Raw genomic sequence first — 17,537 nt, forward strand, 5'->3', positions numbered from 1 at the left:
CTCCAACACGGGGGTTGAGTACAGGGTGTGCCCGCACTTTACCGCGTAGTCACGGGGCTGCCCCGGGGGGGGCCCCGCACCGTGCGAACGGGTGCGGGCCCGCACGTCCCCGGGGCGGCACGGCAGCGCCGTTTCCGGCTCCCATAATGGAGGCCACGACACGCGGGGCGGTGGGGGCGAGCAGGTGCAGCAGGGGTGGCAGGTCCGCAACGGCATCGAGAACAGCACGGTCAACGGCAGCACCTTCCAGGCGCGCGAGCTGACCGTCCACCAGTACGCCGCGCCGGCCGCCGAGGTGCGGTGGCCGGTGGTGATCGGGCGGATCCCGCCCAGGGCGACGGCCTTCCAGCCCCGGGCGGAGCTGCGGCGGGCCATCGACGAGGCCCGCGGGGAGTACGGGACGGTCGTGCTGAGCCAGGTGCTGGCGGGCGGTGGCGGCGTCGGCAAGTCGCAGCTCGCGGCGCACTACGCGCGCGCGGCCGTCGAGGCGGGCACCGACCTGGTGCTGTGGGCCGACGCGGCCGAGCCCTCCGCGGTGACCGAGCTGTACGCCCGGGCCGCCGTGCAGCTCCGGGTGCCCGGGGCGAGCGGCGAGGCGGCCGAGCAGGACGCCGAGCGCTTCCTCGCCTGGCTGGCCGCCACCGAGCGGGGCTGGCTGGTCGTCCTCGACAACACCACCGAGCACACGCCCGAGGAGCTCTGGCCCGTCACCAGCCGGGGCGGGCGCGGACGGGTCATCGCGACCACCCGCCACCGGGGAGCGGCCAGTACGGGCGGCGACCGGACCCTCGTGGACGTCACCACGTACTCCCCCGCCGAGTCCGCCGCCTACCTCGGCGAGCGGCTGGAGCGGGCCAAGTGCGCCCGCTTCCTCGACGAGCAAGCGGAGGAGCTCGCCGAGGCGCTGGGCCACCTGCCGCTGGCGCTGGCCCACGCGGCCGCCTGCATGGTCAACACCCGGCGCGGCTGCGGCCGGTACCTGGAGCTCTTCCGCGACCGCTCGCGCAGCCTGGACGCCGTGCTGCCGGCCCGCTCCGGTGCCGACGGCTACCGGGGGCCGGTCGCGGCGGCGCTGCTGCTGGCCCTCGACGCGGCGCAGCAGGAGGAGCCGGTCGGGCTCGCCGGGCCGGTCCTCCGGTTGGCGGCGCTGCTGGACCCGGCCGGGCATCCGCAGGAGCTGTGGGGCACCGGGCCGGTGCTGGAGCATCTCGGCAGGGTCCGCGGCACGCCGGTCACGGCCGACGACGCGATGGAGGCGCTCGCGCTGCTGCACAACTACAGCCTCGTCACTCTCACCGAGACCTCCCACCGGGAGGTGACCCTCCATGCGCTCACCGCCCGTGCCACCCTCGACACGGCTCCCGACTCGACGCGGGCGGGCATCGTGGTCGCCGAGGCCCTTCTCGAACTGTGGCCGACCGCGGACTACGGCGTGCAGGGTTTGGCCGCGACGCTGCGGGCCAACACCGACGTGCTCACCCGGCACGGGCCCACCGGCCTGATCCAGCGGCCGCTGGGGATGCACCTGCTGCTGTTCCGCTGCGGCGCGAGCCTCGTGGAGGCGGGCCTGTACGCCACCGGCATCCAGTACTGGACGCATCTCGCCACCACGAGCGAGCGCGTCCTGGGAGGCGACCATCCCGACACTCTCGCGGCCCTCGGGAACCTCGCGCAGTCGTGCTGGGAGGCCGGACGCACCGACGAGGCGATGAGTCTCCAGGAGCAGGTCCTCGCCGACCTCCAACGCCTCCACGGCAGTGACCACCCCACCGTCCTGATGGCCCGCAACAACCTGGCCGCCACCTACTCGGAGGCCGGACGCATCGAGGACGCCATCGGTCTCCAGGAGCAGGTCCTCGCCGACCGCCGGCACGAGCTGGGCGCGGACCACCCCGACACCCTCACGTCCCGCAACAACCTGGCCGCCACCTACCTGGAGGCCGGACGGGTCGAGGACGCCGTCGGCCTCCAGGAGCAGGTCCTCGCCGACCGCCGGCGCGTCCTCGGCGGCGACCACCCGGACACCCTCACGTCCCGCAACAATCTCGCGGTCATGTACCTGCACGCCGGAGACGTGGAGCGAGGGCTGGAGATGCTCCGCCGGGCGGCGGCGGACCTCGACCGCGTCCTCGGGCCGGACCATCCGTCGACCGTCCTGGCCAGGGAGAACCTGCTCGAAGTGGCGGGGGAACCTCAGCCCGAGGCCGCCCAGGACAGCAGCAGCCGCAGCCCGTCGTCCGACGCCGAGCCCGGGTCGGCGGTGTAGGTCACCAGCGCCTGGCCGGGGTCGTCGGCCGGCCGCAGGGTGTCGTACACGAGGTCCAGCGTGCCGGCCAGGGGGTGGCGGAAGGCCTTGCGGCCCGAGGTCTTGTCGGCGACCGGGTGGTCGGCCCACATCCGCTGGAACTCTTCGCTGCCCAGGCAGAGTTGGCCGATCAGCTCGGCGAGCAGCGGGTCGTCGGGGCGGCGGCCGGCCTCCAGGTGGAGGAAGGCGACGTTCTCCCGGGCGCACGCGGCCCAGTCGGCGTAGAGCTCGCGGGAGGCCGGGTCGAGGAAGGTGATCCGGGCGATGTTGCGTTCCTCGGCCGGCAGGGCGCCGTAGTCGCCGAGGAGCGCGACGGCGGCGTGGTTCCAGGCCAGGACGTCCATCCGGTGGCCCATCACCAGGGCCGGGGTGTGCGGGAGCTGCTCCAGCAGGCGCAGCAGCGAGGGGCGGGGCCGCTGGCGCTCGACGGGGCGGCGGGGGCGGGCCGCGGGCCGGGCGAGGCGGTGCAGGTGGCCGGACTCGTCGGGGGCCAGCCGCAGGGCGCGGGCGACGGCGTCGAGGACGGCGTCCGAGGGGTTGCCGACGCGGCCCTGTTCGAGGCGGGTGTAGTAGTCGACGCTGACTCCGGCGAGGTGGGCGAGCTCCTCGCGGCGCAGCCCGGCGACGCGGCGGCGGCCGCCGTAGTCGGGGAGGTCGACGTCCTCGGGCCGCAGGCCGGCGCGGCGGGTGCGGAGGAATTCGCTCAGGGCGCTGCTCGGGTTCACGTCATGGATTGTCACCCGGACGGGTGCCGCCGTGCCTGGCCCTGTCAGGACCAGGCACGGCGGGGCCTGGGCGGGGCCTGGGCGGTCAGGCGGTGCGGTCAGCCGGGGCGGGGCCTGGGCGGTCAGCCGGTCAGGGAGGGGAAGGCCGGGACGAGCCCGCCGTCGATCACGATGTCCTGCCCGGTGATGTACGAGGAGCGGTCGGAGAGCAGGAAGGCGACCGTCTGCGCGACGTCCTCGGCGGTGCCCAGCCGGCCGAGCGGGACGTGGCCGCGGATCGGCTCGTGGTCGGCCGGGTCCGGGACGGCCGCGTGGAACATCTCGGTGACGATGTAGCCGGGGCTGACCGAGTTGACCCGGATGCCGCGGCCGGCCAGTTCGCTGCCGAGGGTGCGGGCGAGGCTGAGGACGGCGGCCTTGGTGGCGGCGTAGACGGCGGCGCCGGGCAGGCCGCGGTGCGGGGTCCAGGAGGCGTTGAGGACGACGGATCCGCCGCCGGCGGCGTCCAGCAGCGGCAGCGCGTGCTGGACGGTGAGGAACACGCCCTTGAGGTTGACGGCGACGATCCGGTCGAACTCGGCCTCCGTCACCTCGTCCACCGGCTGGAAGCCGGCCACGCCGGCGTTGGCGAAGACCCCGTCGAGCCGGCCGTACCGCTCCCGCACGGTGTCGGCCAGCCGGGCGAGGTCGGCCGCCACGGAGGCGTCGGCGCGGACGGTGAGCAGCCGGTCGCCGGCGTCGAGGCGTGCCGCGGCGCGGGCGAGCCGCGCGTCGTCGCGGCCGGTGACGACGACCCGGGCGCCGGTGGCGAGGAGGTGACGGGCGGTGGCGAGGCCCATGCCGCTGGTGCCGCCGGTGACGAGGACCGTGGCATCGCCGAGGACCGTGGCATCGGAGGGAGCGGCGGCATCGGAGGGGACGGTGGCGCCGGAAAGAACGGCGGCGTCGGAGGAAGGGTGACTCATGCCGTTCACCTTCGCGACGGGTGCCGGGCCGGCACCAGGCCCGCCTCGACCGTGGGTCCCGGAAAACCACCCTGCGAACCGGGAATCGGCGCGATCACCGGACGGTTGGGCCAGGGCGACGGTCCAAATACGGCACTCGCGAAGAGGGACTTCCCATGAAGATCGGCATCATCGGCGCGGGCAACATCGGCGGCAACCTGACGCGACGGCTGACGTCGCTGGGGCACGAGGTATCGGTGGCCAACTCCCGTGGCCCGGAGACGCTCAAGGCACTGGTCGAGGAGACCGGCGCGACGGCGGTGACGGTCTCCGAGGCCGCCCGGGGCGCGCAGGTCGTGGTGGTGACGGTGCCGCTGAAGAGCGTGCCGGACCTGCCCTCCGGGCTGCTGGACGGCGCCGCCGAGGGCGTCGCGGTGATCGACACCGGCAACTACTACCCGAAGGAGCGCGACGGCCGGATCGACGCGATCGAGGACGGCGGGCTCACCGAGAGCCGGTGGACGGAGCAGCACCTCGGGCACCGGGTGGTGAAGGTGTTCAACGGCACCTACGCCCAGGACCTGCTGGAGCGCCCGCGCCCGGCCGGGGACCCGGAGCGGCTCGCCGTGCCGGTCGCGTCGGACGACGAGGCGGCCAAGCGGGTGGTGCGGGAGCTGGTCGACGCGTTGGGCTTCGACACCGTGGACGCGGGCGGGATCGACGAGTCCTGGCGCCAGCAGCCGGCCACCCCGGTGTACGGGCTGCGGGCCGGGGTCGAGGCGGTCACCCGAGCGCTCGCGGAGGCCTCCCCGGAGCGCCCGGCCGCCCACCGGGCGTAGGGCCTGTCCTCGGGCCCCCGCCCGGCGGAGCGGTTCAGCGGAGCCGGCGCGCCCCCTCCGCCGGGACGGCGGTGAGGGTGCGCGGCTCGGCGTACCCGGCTTCGCGGAAAGCGGCGGTGACCTCGGCGGCGACGCGCTCGGCGGTGTCCGTGTCCACCAGGGCGATGACCGAGCCGCCGAAACCGCCGCCGGTCATCCGCGCGCCGTGGGCGCCGGCGGCCAGGGCCGCGTCGACGGCGAGGTCGGTCTCCGGGCAGGAGACCCGGTAGTCGTCGCGCAGCGAGGCGTGCCCGGCGGTGAGGATCGGGCCGAGCGCGGCGAGGTCGCCGGCGTCCAGACGGGCGACGGCGGCCTCCACCCGGGCGTTCTCGGTGACCACGTGGCGCACCAGGGGAACCAGGTCCTCGGGGAGCCGGGCGAGCGCGTCGGCCAGCCCGGCCGGCCGGAGCGAGCGGAGCGCGGGCAGCCCGAGCAGGGCGGCGGCGCGTTCGCAGCCGGCCCGCAGCGCGGCGTACGCGCCGTCGCCGAGGTCGTGCTTCACCCGGGTGTCCAGGACGAGCAGGGCGAGGCCCGCGCCCGCGAGGTCGACGGGCACCTGACGCATCGTCAGATCGCGGCTGTCGAGGAACAGGGCGACTCCGGGGCGGCAGCACATCGAGGCCATCTGGTCCATGATTCCGCAGGGCACGCCGACGAAGGCGTTCTCGGCCCGCTGCGCCAGCACCGCCAGCTCCGGGCCCGCCAGGCCCAGCCCGTACAGGTCGTTGCAGACGGCGGCGACGACGCACTCCAGGGCGGCCGAGGAGGAGAGCCCGGCGCCGCCGGGCACGTCGCTGTCCAGTCGGAGGTCGAGCCCGCCGACCCGGTGGCCGGCCTCGCGCAGCGCCCACACCACCCCGGCCGGGTAGCCGGCCCAGCCGGGCACCGAGCCGGGGGCGAGGTCGTCCACCTTCAGCGTCACGAGGTCACCGCCCTGGGCGGACCAGAGCCGCAGCAGCCCGTCCTCCCGCCGGGCGGCCTGGGCGCGGACGGTCCGCGGCAGGGCGATGGGGAGGACGAACCCGAGGTTGTAGTCGGTGTGTTCGCCGATCAGGTTGACCCGGCCGGGGGCGGCCCACTCCCCCTCGGAGGGGCGGCCGTACAGCTGCTCGAAGGTGTTCATGCGGCGACCTCCCGCAGCCGGCGGGCCGCGTCCTCGGGGGTGACGTCGTTGACGAAGGCGTCCATGCCGGATTCCACCCCGGCCAGGTACTTGAGCTTGTCGGCGGTGCGGCGGATGGTGAACAGCTCTAGGTGCAGGGCGAGTTCGTCCCGCTGTCCGGCCGGGGCCTGGTGCCAGGCGGAGATGTACGGGGTCCGGCCGGTGCCGAAGAGCCGGTCGAAGCGGCGCAGCAACTCCAGGTACAGGGCGGGGAATTCGTCCCGCTGTTCGGCGTCCAGCGCGGTCAGGTCGGGCACCCGGCGGTGCGGGTGGAGATGGACCTCGTACGGCCAGCGGGCGGCGAAGGGGACGAAGGCCGTCCAGTGCGTCCCGGCGAGCACGACGCGGTCGCCGTGGGCGCGTTCGGCGGCGAGCAGGTCCTCGAAGAGGTTGCGGCCGGTGGCGGCGCGGTGTTCGGCGGCGCGGGTGGCCATCCGGGCGGTGCGCGGGGCGGTGAAGGGCAGGGCGTAGACCTGGCCGTGCGGGTGGGCGAGGGTGACGCCGATCTCGGCGCCCCGGTTCTCGAAGCAGTAGACCTGCCGCACGCCGGGCAGGGCGGAGAGTTCGGCGGTGCGGTCGGTCCAGGCGTCCAGGACCAGCCGGGCACGCTCGGGGGTGAGGTCGGCGAAGGAGGCCTCGTGGTCGGCGGTGAAGCAGACCACCTCGCAGCGCCCGGCGCCGGGGCCACTGGTCCACAGGCCCCCGGCCGCCCGGACGGGCTCCGCGGGCGGGCCGGCCAGCGAGGGGAAGCGGTTCTCGAAGACGGCCACCTGGTAGTCCTCGGCCGGGATCTCGCTGAGCCGCCCGTCGCGGGACGGGCAGAGCGGGCACTCCTCGGCCGGCGGCCGGTAGGTGCGCGCCTGGCGGTGGGCCGCGATGGTGACCCAGTCGCCGGTGGCCGGGTCCAGCCGGACCTCGGAACCGGGGGCCTGCGGGTCGAGCGGCCGTTCGTCCACCGCGGTCCGGGGGGCGGCGGTTCCGCCGTCGTAGTAGATCAGCTGCCGACCGTCCGCGAGGGTGGTCACTGTCCTGACGGTGGGCTGGGTCAGGGACGTACCGGGCATGGCCCTTCTTCCTCCGAGTGAAGCCATTGGACATGGGTAAATCAACAGAAAGCTACAATCTCAAACATTATCCACCATGGGCACGCGACCGACGTGCTCGAAGGAGGCCTCCCGATGGCTGACAGCGCCCAACCGCTCGCCGGACAGCGCCGCGTGCTGATCCTGGAGCAGATCCGCGAGCGCGGCGGGGTCCGGGTCACCGAGCTGGTCCGCGACCTCGGGGTCTCCGACATGACGGTCCGGCGCGACCTGGACGCGCTGGCGCGCCGGGGCCTGGTCCACAAGGTGCACGGCGGCGCCGTCCGGGTCGAGGCGCCGGCCACCGGCGAGCCCGGGTTCGAGACCAAGGCGCACTGGGAGCTGCCCGCCAAGGAGGCGATCGCCCGGGCCGCCGCCGCGCTCGTCCCGCCGGGTTCGGCGGTCGGACTGGCCGGCGGGACGACCACCTTCGCGGTCGCCCGGCACCTGCGCGCGGTCGAGGGCCTGACCGTGGTGACCAACTCGCTGCGGATCGCCGAGCTGCTGGAACAGCCCGCCGAGGACGGCACGCCGGCCAGCGCCACGGTGATCCGCACCGGCGGCGTGCGGACCCCCTCGGACGCGCTGGTCGGGCCGGTGGCCGACCGGGCGATCCGCTCCCTGCACGTCAACCTGCTGATCCTGGGCTGCCACGGGCTCTCCCCCGAGGCCGGGCTGACCACCCCGAACCTCGCCGAGGCGGAGACCAACCGCGCCTTCCTCCGGTCGGCCCGCCGGGTGGTCGTGGTCGCGGACCACACCAAGTGGAACGCGGTCGGCCTGGCCACCTTCGCCGACCTGGACCAGCTGGACGTCCTGGTCACCGACGACGCCCTGCCCGCCGAGCAGCGGGCGGCCGCCGCGGGCATGGTCGGCGAGCTGATCGTGGCGGCGACGGCGGACCACACGAACCGGCCCGGCTAGCCAGACCGCCCCGACCGGCCCGACCGGCCCGGCTCACCCGATCGTCCCGACCTCCCCGACCGCCCTGGCTCACCCGACCGCCCCGGCTCGCCGAACCAGCCCGACCAGCCGGATCGCTCCGCCCCGCCGGAGCGGCCCGAACTCCCCCGCACCACCAGCTCGGTGGGCAGTTCCAGCCCCTCGCCCGGCACCGCCCGCCCGCGCACCTGGTCCAGCAGCCGGCCGACCAGCGCCGTGGCGATCGCCCGCAGCGGCAGCCGCACCGAGGTCAGCCCGGGATGGAGGTGCCGGCAGAGCGGCGTGTCGTGGAACCCGGTGACCGCCACCCCGCCGGGCCCGATCACCAGCCCCTCCGCCCGGACCGCCTCGTACACGTCCAGGGCCAGCAGGTCGCTGCCGGCCGCGACGGCGGTCGGCCGGTCAGGCCCGCGCAGCAGCGCCCGTACGGAGGCCGTCACGGAGCCCTCGGCCTCTCCTCCGGCCCCGTCAACGGCCCCGGCCCGATCAACGCCCGTCGCCACCGCGGACAGGCCGAGCCGGTCGGCCTCGGCCAGGAACCCGGCCCGACGCGCCGCCATCCAGGGCAGCTCCTCGGCGGCCCCGAGGTAGCCGATCCGGCGGTGGCCGAGCGCCGCGAGGTGCCGCACCACCTCGGCCATCGCCGCCTCGTTGCCGATGTCCACCCAGTGCTGCGGCTGCCCGGGCCCGGTCCGTCCGAAGCTGACGAACGGGACGCCGAGCCGGGCCGCATGGGCGATCCGGACGTCCTCGTGCAGCACGTCGGCCAGCACCAGTCCGTCCACCTGGCGGGCCGCCACCAGTTCGTCGATCGCCGCCGCCGGGTCGGCCGTGCCCTGCCCCGGCCGGAACAGCAGCACCCGCTGCCCGGCCGCCCCGGCCGCGTCGACCAGGGCCTCCAGGAAGCCGGCCATCAACGGGTTCGGGTCGAGCGGGTCGTCCACCGGGGCGAGGTAGCCGATGGTGCGGCGGGCACCGCTGCGCAGCGAGCGGGCCGACTGGTCGGGCTGGTAGCCGAGTTCGCGGATAGCGGCGTTCACCCGCTCCAGGGTCTCCGGGCGGACCCGCTGCGGCGCGTTCAGCGTGTTGGAGACGGTCTGCCGGGAGACCCCGGCCGCCCGGGCGACCTCCTCGATCGTGGCGGCGCCACGGCGCGGCCGGTGCGGTCCCTCGGGCATGCGGTCCTCCAGGGGTGGTCGGGGCTCGGGACGACGGGGCCGGCGCCGGTCCGCCGCCCCGAGCGGGTCGGGCCCTGCGCGGGACCGGGGCCCGACGCGGGGTCGGGCCCGGCGCACGGTCAGGACCGGCGCGGGGTCAGGCCCGGCGCAGGGTCAGCAGTCCGCCGCGCGGCACCACGATCGCGTCCGCCCGGTCCAGCTCGACCTCGCCCTGCCGGACGATACGCCCCCGGGCGTCCTGCACCGTCACCGCCACCTGCCCGCGGCCGCCGGTGAGCCGGACGTCCGGGTCGGCGTCGGCGTTGGCGACCAGCAGGGTGTTCCAGTCCCCGCCGGAGACGTCCACCGGCAGTGCGGCGTAGCGGGCCACCGCCACGGTGCCGGCACCGCGCGCGGTGACCATCGGGTAGCCGAGGTCCGGGCGGGCCGGGAGCAGTTCGCCGAGCTGGAGGGTGGCGGTGTGCTCGCGGAAGACGCCGAGCCAGAAGGCGATGGCCTCGCGCTGGGCCTCGCTCTGCGCGGCGAGGTCGACGGAGACCTGCGGCACCGAGAACAGCACGTTGATCAGGTGGCAGGCGACCTGCTCCGGCGGCTCGCCCTGGTGCCACATCAGCATGTCGGCGTGGACGGGGACGGGCCCGGCCGCGAGCCGCACGTCGACGGTCCGCTGCCGGTTCTCCTGCGGGCTGAGCGGGCAGTCGGTGGCGCGGATCATGGTCGCGTACGGCCACAGGCCGGGGCTGACGTACGGCTGGCGGTGCTCGATCATCGCCTCCGGGTCGGCGGCGGTGATCCGGCCGCGGATCCCGGCGAGCAGCCGCTCCACGCCCTCGTCGACGGTCGCGCAGTCCGCGCCGGGGCGGGCCGGCGGGGCGTCGTCGCTCTCGGCGGCGCGGGCGAACCAGTCGACGAAGTCCACCTTGAGGCCGTCCATGCCCCACTCCTCGACGGCCCGGGCGAGCCGGTCGATGAGGAAGGCCCGGACCTCGGGGTGGCGCGGGTCGGCGACGATCGCGCCCATGTGGGCGGCGTCGGCCAGCGCGAGGTGACCGATCTCCCGGTACGCGGCGCTGTCCTTGCCGATGAACGGCAGCGCGTACCAGAGCATGTAGCGCACGCCGAGGTCGTGCACCCGCCGCACGTGGGCGGCGGTGTCGGGCAGCGAGACCGGCTCCCAGTCGCCGCAGTGGGCGTAGCCGCGGGTGCGGTCGGCGGTCATCCAGCCGTCGTCCACGATGATCACGTCCAGGCCCAGCTCCTTGCCGAGCGCGGCCTGGGTCTCGACGCCCTGGGGGGTGATGTCCTGGTGCATCGAGTACCAGGTGGAGTACGCGGGGCGGCGGGCGGCCTCCGGGATGTCGGCCGTGCGGCCCTCGCCCCACCAGGCGGCGAGGTCGGCCAGGGCGCGCCCGAAGTGCCGGCGGGAGGTGTCGATCCGGACGGTGAGCCGGTCGGTGGCCTGGGCCCAGAACCTGAACTCGCCGGTCTCCTCGACCACTCCGGCCCCGGTCAACACGTCCGGACGCCCGGCGGCGAAGGCGCACAGGGCGACGTCCCCGGTGCCGACCAGCGCGGCGATCGGCGCGCCGTTGGCCAGCGAGGTGCGGCGCGGGGCGCTCCAGGCGGCGGGCAGCCGGCCGGTGCCGCGCGGCTCGGGGGTCCACAGGGCGGTGGCGTCCACGCAGGGTACGCGCCACTCGATCCGCACCTCGCCCGCGCCCTCGGCGGTCACCTCCACCACCCCGTCGGCGATGCCCCGGGCCGTACCCGTGCCGCTCACCCGCAGGTCCAGCCCGTCGGCGTACAGCCGGCGCAGGCCGCCGGCGGCGGTGGGGGCGTGCGGCTCCCAGACGTCGTCGGCGCCGGTCGTCGTCCCGCCCGTGCTCCCGGTCGCGGTCGCGGTGGCGCTCGCGGTCGCGCTCTCGTTCCTGCTCTCGATCGTGCTCTCGGTCATGGTCAGCCCTTCGTGGCGCCGGCCAGCAGGCCGGAGATGAACTGCCGCTGGAGGACCAGGAAGAGGACCATCATCGGCAGGGTGGACAGCGCGGTGCCGGAGAGGATGGCGCCGTAGTCGGTGTTGGACTTGTTGCCGTGCAGCGTCGCCAGGGCGACCGGCAGGGTGTGCATCTCGGGGCTGCGCAGGGCGATCAGCGGCCAGACGAACTGGTTCCAGGACCCCAGGAAGAGGAAGATCGACAGCGCCGCCAGCACCGGCCGCATGACCGGCACCACCACGCTGAACAGCACCCGGATCTCGCCCGCGCCGTCGACCCGGGCGGCGTCCAGGAGTTCGTCCGGCAGGCTGCTCAGCGACTGCCGCATCAGGAAGATGGCGAACGGCACGCACAGCCCGGGCAGGATCAGCGCCTGGTAGGTGTCCAGCAGGCCGAAGTCCGTCATCATCTTGAACAGCGGTACCAGCGTGACCTGTTCGGGCACCACGAGGGTGGACAGCAGCAGTGCGAACAGCAGGGTGCGGCCGCGGAAGCGGAACTTGGCGAAGGCGTAGCCCGCGAGCAGCGCCACGACGAGGGCGCCCAGCGTCTGGACCCCCGCCACCAGCACGGAGTTCCCGATCACCCGGAGCAGGCCGATCTTCTGCTGCAGGTGGCTCAGGTTCTCGCCGAGGCTCCCGCCGGGCAGCAGCTTGGGCGGCCAGTCGAAGACCTCGGTGTCCTTGCGGGTGGCGGAGACCACCAGCCAGTAGAAGGGGGCGATCGACAGCCCGGTGATGCCGGCCAGGAAAAAGGTGAGCGGCCAGCCGCGCAGCTTGTTGAGGGGGTTCGCCCTCCTGGGGGTCGTGCTCCCGGGCGTAGCGCTCCGGGCTGTCGCGCCCTCGGGCGTCGTGCTCCCGGGCATCGTGGTCCGGGGCGTCGTGTTCTGGGGGGTGGTGGTCTTGGAGGTCACTTGTCGCGCTCTCCCATCAGGCGCATCTGGAGGGCGCCGAGCACCGACACGATCAGGGTGAGCGCGTAGGCGATGGCGGAGGCGTAGCCGAAGTCGAAGTACCGGAAGCCGTTCTGGTACAGGTACATGGAGACGGTCAGGGTGGCGTTGTCCGGCCCGCCGCCGGTCAGCACGTACGGCTCGTCGAAGAGCTGGAGCGTGCCGATGGTCGAGAGCACGACCGTGAACAGCAGCACCGGACGCAGCGCGGGGACGGTGATCGAGGTGAAGCGGCGGATCGGGCCGGCGCCGTCGACCATCGCGGCCTCGTACAACTCCTTCGGGATGGACTGGAGTCCGGCGAGGTAGATGACGGCGTTGTAGCCGGTGTAGTGCCAGGTGAGCACCACCACGACGGCCATCCGGGCCCAGACCGGCTGGCCCAGCCAGTCGACGGAGGGCAGGCCGACGGCGTTCAGCACCCAGTTGACCGCACCGTCGTCGGACTTGAGCAGGTAGGCGAACATCACGCCGGTGGCGACCAGGCCGGTGACCGAGGGCATGAAGACGCCGAGCCGCCACACCGTGCGCCAGCGCACCACGGCGGAGTTGATGCCGACGGCCATCAGCAGGGCCAGTCCGAGCATCAGCGGGACCTGGACGACGAGGATCTCGCCGGTGTTGCGCAGGGCCGTCCAGAACAGCGGATCGTCCAGCAGCCGCCGGTAGTTGGCGATGCCGGCGTTGCGGGTCGCGGTGCCGGCGCCGGTGGTGAAGGAGAGCCACAGCGACTCGATGATCGGGTAGGCCTTGAACACGCCGAAGGTGAGCAGGGCCGGGGCGAGCAGCAGGTACGGCAGGGCGGTGCGCCGCCGCCGGCTCCGCCCGGCCTTCCCGGTGAGGGCGGCGGAGGTCGGGCTGGCGGCGCTCATGCGATACCGCGCCCCGTCTGCTGGGCGAGCTGCTTGGCGGCGTCCTGGAGGACGGCGGCCGGGTCGGCGCCCTTGAGGAGCACCTTGGTCTGGGCGTCGCTGACGAGCTTGAGGGCCCGGGCGTAGTCGCCGGAGTAGTTGGTGGGGTCGCCGCCCTCGGTGGCGAGGTCGGTGAAGGTCTTGAGCACCGCCTGGCCGCCGTAGAAGGCGCTGGGCGCGGCGTACATCGGGTCGGCGTAGGCCTCGGTGAGGGCCGGGAAGACGCCGCCCGCGTTGAACATCGTGTTGACCGAGGCCGTGCGGGTGAGCGCGTACTCGACGAACTTCCAGGCGGCGCGGCGGCGCGGGCTGGAGGCGGCGACGGCCAGGTGGGTGGAGTTGACCAGCGCGGTGCGCTTGCCGCCGGGGGTGACCGCCGGGGGCTTGGTGAGGCGCCAGTTGCCGCTCTGGTCGGGGAACTTCTTCTCCAGGTAGTGCGCGACCCAGGTGGGCATCGCGGCCACCGCGAGCTTGCCGCTCTTCATCACCGGCGGCCAGCTCTGGACGCCGGGGGTGTCACCGATCAGCCCGGCCTCGTCCAGCCGCTTGATGATGGTCAGGGCGCGCACGGCCGGCTCCGAGCCGACGGTGATCTTGCCCTGGAGGTCGAAGTAGAAGGCGCCCTGGAGCTGCATCAGGCCCTGGAGGAAGTCCAGGTCGGGGGTGGGGTTGGCGGCCCGGTTGACGCCGATCAGCGCGACGCCGGGGTTGGCGGCCTTGAAGCGGTCGGCGACGGCGAGCAGGTCGTCCCAGGTGGCGAAGGTCTCGGGGTCGATGCCCGCCTTGTCGAAGTAGTCCTTGCGGTAGAAGAAGCCCAGCGCGTTGACCTCCCAGGGCAGCGCGTAGGCGTGGCCGTCCTTGCCGGTGACGACCGGCCACAGGCCCTTGGCGAACTTGTCCTTGTGGGCGTCGGCGCCGAGCGCGGAGAGGTCGGCCAGGCCGCCGGGGAACTTCTCCTGGTAGCCGGGCAGGTAGTCGCAGCCGATGTGGAGGACGTCGCCGAGTCCCTGGCCGCCGGCCGCCAGGCCGACGGTGATCTTGTCCCAGATGGCCGGCTCGCCGATGTCCTGGACGTCGACCTTGATCCCCGGGTTGTCCTTCTCGAAGGCCGGGACGATGCCGCGCAGGGCGTCGGCGGCGGTGGCCCAGGACCAGACGGTGATCGTGCCGGTGTCGGCGTCCCCGCCGGCGGCGCCTCCCGAGCCGGAGCCGCCGCCGCAGGCCGCGAGGGTGCCGCCGGCGGCGACGGCCAGCAGGCCGGCTCCGGAGGCGCGGAGAAGGTCGCGACGAGAAAGGTGTGACATTGCATTCCTCTCGGTGGGGTGGCGCCGGAAGGCTGTGATGCGCAGGGGGTGGTGGGTGTGGCAGATGAGGCGGGGGCAGCTCGGGTCGGTTTGAACGTTCAAACACACAAAACAGACCAGAACCAAACAGGTTCGAACGAGCGGACACAGCAAACGCCCGCCCTCCCCGTGCCGTCAAGCCCTGGCGAGGGGAACGGCGGGCTCCGCAACCGTTCCGTTATCAGCGGGTGACTCGACCCGGCGGGAGAGTCCCGGGTCGGTTTCCGGCCAGGTTTGTCATGTATTCGCCCAGTGTCGACCGGTCCCACCGTTCGTCCGACTAGGGTCGGTCCAGCTCCGCGGCACGGCGCCGTACGGCCATCGCGCGGCGCTTCGCGGACCCGTCGATTGGACTGGTGAGTAGTGAACATCAAGTATCGCCACGTGCCCGGTCGTTCATGGACGGCGGCAGTCCGGGGCCGGCTCGCCGCCGCGGTGGGGGTTGTCACCCTGCTGGTGGCCGTCCTCACCGGCACGGCCGCCGGCACGGCCGGTGCGGCACCGGCGGCGGCACCGGTCGCCGCCGCCCAGGCCTCCCCCGGGTGGGTCTGTCCCGGCACGCCCGTACCGGACGGCTACGTGATCACCCAGCGCCAGCCGAGCGGGTGCAACAAGGCCGGCGCCTGGTACATCCAGCCCGTGCAGAACGGCATCTGGACCTGCGCCACCTCTCCGATTCCCCCCGGCTACGTGATCACCCTCCACAACGCCACCGGCTGCAGCGGCATCGACTACTGGTACTTGGAGCTGCCCCGCGACGGCCAGTACACCTGCGCGGGTTCGCCGATCCCGCCCGGCTACGTGCTCACCGGCCACATGAACTCCGGCTGCGGCAACATCGGCTCGTGGTACCAGCAACTGGCCCGCGTCGGCGAGTACATGTGCCCCTACCAGCCCGTTCCGGCCGGCTTCCGCGCGGGCACCTACAACGCGAGCATGTGCAGCGGCCTCGGGGGCTGGTACCTGCTCGCCGCCTGATCCGATCGCCGCCGGCGGGCACCGCGCAGCACCCGGTACCTGCCGGCGAGGGGTCAGGTCCGATCGTCCGCCGACGGGGCGCCCCCGTCGGCGCCGGGGAAGCGCGTTCCCGGGGTGACCGGGATCCCGCGGGACATGGCCTCGAAGTCCAGGATCGGGTGGGTCAGGATCTCCTCGACCTCGTCGGTCAGGAGGTTGCCCAGGATGAACTCCTCCTCCGCGCCCGACCCGAAGGTGACGACCTGCCCGCTCGACTGGATCATCCAGTTCAGCAGCTCCCGCTCGCTGCTCTCCGCGAGGTGGACCTCCCGGCCGGGGTGGTCGCGCCGGATCCCGTCCACGACCGCGCGGACGTCCTCGACCGCCACCCCGAGCCTGCGGACCGTGGCCGGCGACGCCCGCCGGCCCCACCACTGGAAGATCACCCACTGGGCGACCGAAGGGTGGGACATGATCTCGTCTGCGAGCTCCGGCAGTTGGTGGAGGTTCTCGGCACTCGCCACGGTGTGCACCCGCACCCGGTCGAAGCCCTCGGCGTCGCACAGGGCGAGGGATTCCAGCAGCGCCCGGAGGAGGTCGGCGTCCGGGCTGCGGCGGAACGCCCGCTGCACGTCCGCGGTGACGGCGTCCAGCGGCAGCCGCAGCGAGGACAGGCCGCGGAGGCGGTCGAGCTTCTCGGCGGTGAGCGTGTATCCGGTGGTGTCGAGGCCGACCTTGAGGCCGGCGGCGATCGCGTGGTCGACCACGTCGAAGATCGGCGGCCACAGCAGCGGGTCGCCGCCCGCCAGCACCAGGTCGGTGGTCCCGTGCGCGGCCAGCTTCGCGATGATCCGGTCCGCCTGGGCCAGGTCGATCTGCTCCGCGGCGAACGGGTTGTAGCAGCCCTGGCAGGACATCGGACAGCGGTTGTTGATCGACCAGTTGACCCGCCGGACGCCACGTCCGGTGCGCGGCCGGTCGGCCCGGCTCCGGATCCCGGCCACCAGGTGGGCCAGCCGCCGGCTCTGCGGGAGGACGGCTCCGGCGAGCAGGTCCTCGGCCCGTTCGACGGCGGCCGCGGTGGCGTTGTTCTGGAGCAGCAGGAACGCCAGGCGCCAGCGCATGGTCTCGTCCGACGGGTCCCGGCCCAGGGCCAGTTCGACCCGCTCGGTCAGGGCGCCGAGGTAGCCCGGGTTGAAGTTGGCGGGCTCCAGGCGCCGTTGGAAGTCGTCGGCTATCGACCCGCGTTCCAAGGACCTGTCGTAGCCGGCCCGCAAGGGGTGCGGGGGCAGGATCTCCACGTGCTGCCGGGTGGACATGGGGTGCTCTCCGGTGGTGGTCAGTTCGGGGCGGACGGCAGCAGGACGACCATCGAGTCGGCGGACGACAGGCCCATGCTCTCGACGAAGACCGCGTCGCGGACGAGCTGCGCGACGGCGGGGTGGGTGGGGGTGGCGAGGTAGCGCGCGGTGGATTCGAGCGGGGTGATGCCGCGCTCGGCGATCAGGGCGCGCAGGGCGTGCGGGAGGTTGTCGAGGCCGTCGCGCACCTCCTTGAGATCGAACCGGTCGGCCAGCCGCGTCGCGGCCCTGCGGGCCTTGGCGAGGTTGGTCGTCGGGTCCAGGGCCGTCGCCTTCGCCAGGTAGTAGGGGACGGGCTGCATCATCCAGGCCAGTGCCCCGTGCGGGTCGCCGTCGTCGCGGCCCGGCAGGTCGAAGCCCTCCGGGCCGAGTGCGAGGCCGTCGCAGAACCACTCGGGCCTCATGCTGATCCGGTAGTGGGCGTGGCCGGCCAGCCGGAACGCCGGGAGCCTGGCGATGACGGACGTCGTCTCGATCCGGAAGGTGTCGGAGATCCGCCGCATCCTCCGTCCCACCAGGTCACGGACTTCCGGCACGTCCGCGTCCTCGGCCACGACGTGGACCAGGTCGAGGTTGGAGACGACGTCTCCGCCCGGCCCGGTGCGGTGGTCGCCGCGGGCGAGGGAACCGGTCGCCGCCACCGACATGTCGGTGACGTCGGCGAACTCGCGGGCCAACTCCTGGAACAGCAGGGGGACGTCTTCGGGTCTCACATGGCTCCTCGGGCGTCGGCGGCGGCGGCGAAGGAGCGATCCTTCACCCTCTCTTCCAAGTCCTTTTACATCGTGGAGAGTTCGTATTCA

General features: G+C 73.9%; 15 protein-coding genes. 4 read left to right on the forward strand and 11 right to left on the reverse strand.

The window, feature by feature from the left end; all coding sequences use genetic code 11:
- Positions 1–184: 184 nt before the first annotated feature.
- Positions 185–2,266 carry a tetratricopeptide repeat protein gene (locus tag ACFVVA_RS12465; RefSeq protein ID WP_387688524.1) on the forward strand — a complete coding sequence of 694 codons (2,082 nt, stop codon included), beginning with the start codon at positions 185–187 and terminating at the stop codon, positions 2,264–2,266.
- On the opposite strand, the gene ACFVVA_RS12470 is transcribed toward ACFVVA_RS12465, so the two are convergent.
- Both ACFVVA_RS12470 and ACFVVA_RS12475 read right to left on the reverse strand, forming a co-directional pair.
- A complete protein-coding gene (locus tag ACFVVA_RS12470; RefSeq protein WP_387688526.1) occupies positions 2,194–3,030 on the reverse strand; it encodes a helix-turn-helix domain-containing protein in 837 nt (278 codons plus the stop codon). The genes ACFVVA_RS12465 and ACFVVA_RS12470 overlap by 73 nt on opposite strands.
- A gap of 122 nt (positions 3,031–3,152) precedes the next feature.
- Positions 3,153–3,995: an SDR family NAD(P)-dependent oxidoreductase gene (locus ACFVVA_RS12475; RefSeq protein WP_387688528.1), complete on the reverse strand. Its 843-nt coding sequence runs from the start codon at positions 3,993–3,995 to the stop codon at positions 3,153–3,155.
- A 155-nt stretch (positions 3,996–4,150) separates the two neighbouring features.
- Here ACFVVA_RS12475 and ACFVVA_RS12480 point away from each other — a divergent pair, with 155 nt between their 5' ends.
- Positions 4,151–4,813, forward strand: coding sequence for an NADPH-dependent F420 reductase (locus tag ACFVVA_RS12480; protein ID WP_387688530.1), 663 nt, complete (start codon positions 4,151–4,153; stop codon positions 4,811–4,813).
- A 34-nt stretch (positions 4,814–4,847) separates the two neighbouring features.
- Here ACFVVA_RS12480 and galK read toward each other — a convergent pair whose 3' ends face one another.
- Both galK and galT read right to left on the reverse strand, forming a co-directional pair.
- The gene (gene galK / locus ACFVVA_RS12485) at positions 4,848–5,975 is read right to left on the reverse strand and encodes a galactokinase (protein ID WP_387688532.1); all 1,128 of its coding nucleotides are present in this window, start codon (positions 5,973–5,975) and stop codon (positions 4,848–4,850) included.
- A complete protein-coding gene (gene galT / locus ACFVVA_RS12490; protein WP_387688534.1) occupies positions 5,972–7,078 on the reverse strand; it encodes a galactose-1-phosphate uridylyltransferase in 1,107 nt (368 codons plus the stop codon). Before galT ends, galK begins: the two co-directional genes overlap by 4 nt.
- Positions 7,079–7,192: 114 nt before the next feature.
- On the opposite strand from galT, the gene ACFVVA_RS12495 reads away from it, so the two are divergent.
- Positions 7,193–8,020 (forward strand): DeoR/GlpR family DNA-binding transcription regulator, encoded by an 828-nt coding sequence (locus tag ACFVVA_RS12495; RefSeq protein WP_387688536.1) that lies wholly within the window; start codon positions 7,193–7,195, stop codon positions 8,018–8,020.
- Here the strand turns inward: ACFVVA_RS12495 and ACFVVA_RS12500 are convergent.
- The 5 genes from ACFVVA_RS12500 to ACFVVA_RS12520 all read right to left on the reverse strand — a co-directional run bounded on the left by ACFVVA_RS12500 (position 8,017) and on the right by ACFVVA_RS12520 (position 14,377).
- Complete coding sequence (locus ACFVVA_RS12500) at positions 8,017–9,216, reverse strand: LacI family DNA-binding transcriptional regulator (protein ID WP_387688538.1); 1,200 nt, start codon at positions 9,214–9,216, stop codon at positions 8,017–8,019. The genes ACFVVA_RS12495 and ACFVVA_RS12500 overlap by 4 nt on opposite strands.
- 136 nt (positions 9,217–9,352) lie before the next feature.
- Positions 9,353–11,170: a glycoside hydrolase family 36 protein gene (locus tag ACFVVA_RS12505; RefSeq protein ID WP_387688540.1), complete on the reverse strand. Its 1,818-nt coding sequence runs from the start codon at positions 11,168–11,170 to the stop codon at positions 9,353–9,355.
- A gap of 2 nt (positions 11,171–11,172) precedes the next feature.
- Positions 11,173–12,123, reverse strand: coding sequence for a carbohydrate ABC transporter permease (locus ACFVVA_RS12510; protein WP_387688542.1), 951 nt, complete (start codon positions 12,121–12,123; stop codon positions 11,173–11,175).
- Positions 12,120–13,034 carry a carbohydrate ABC transporter permease gene (locus ACFVVA_RS12515; protein WP_387688544.1) on the reverse strand — a complete coding sequence of 305 codons (915 nt, stop codon included), beginning with the start codon at positions 13,032–13,034 and terminating at the stop codon, positions 12,120–12,122. Before ACFVVA_RS12515 ends, ACFVVA_RS12510 begins: the two co-directional genes overlap by 4 nt.
- Complete coding sequence (locus ACFVVA_RS12520) at positions 13,031–14,377, reverse strand: extracellular solute-binding protein (RefSeq protein WP_387688546.1); 1,347 nt, start codon at positions 14,375–14,377, stop codon at positions 13,031–13,033. Before ACFVVA_RS12520 ends, ACFVVA_RS12515 begins: the two co-directional genes overlap by 4 nt.
- 423 nt (positions 14,378–14,800) lie before the next feature.
- On the opposite strand from ACFVVA_RS12520, the gene ACFVVA_RS12525 reads away from it, so the two are divergent.
- Positions 14,801–15,394 carry a hypothetical protein gene (locus ACFVVA_RS12525; RefSeq protein ID WP_387688548.1) on the forward strand — a complete coding sequence of 198 codons (594 nt, stop codon included), beginning with the start codon at positions 14,801–14,803 and terminating at the stop codon, positions 15,392–15,394.
- A gap of 53 nt (positions 15,395–15,447) precedes the next feature.
- Here ACFVVA_RS12525 and ACFVVA_RS12530 read toward each other — a convergent pair whose 3' ends face one another.
- Both ACFVVA_RS12530 and ACFVVA_RS12535 read right to left on the reverse strand, forming a co-directional pair.
- Positions 15,448–16,692: a radical SAM protein gene (locus ACFVVA_RS12530; protein WP_387688550.1), complete on the reverse strand. Its 1,245-nt coding sequence runs from the start codon at positions 16,690–16,692 to the stop codon at positions 15,448–15,450.
- Between the two features lie 20 nt (positions 16,693–16,712).
- Complete coding sequence (locus tag ACFVVA_RS12535) at positions 16,713–17,447, reverse strand: hypothetical protein (RefSeq protein WP_387688552.1); 735 nt, start codon at positions 17,445–17,447, stop codon at positions 16,713–16,715.
- Between the last annotated feature and the right edge of the window lie 90 nt (positions 17,448–17,537).

This window comes from Kitasatospora sp. NPDC058048 (assembly GCF_042885555.1).
Lineage (GTDB): Bacteria > Actinomycetota > Actinomycetes > Streptomycetales > Streptomycetaceae > Kitasatospora > Kitasatospora lactacystinica.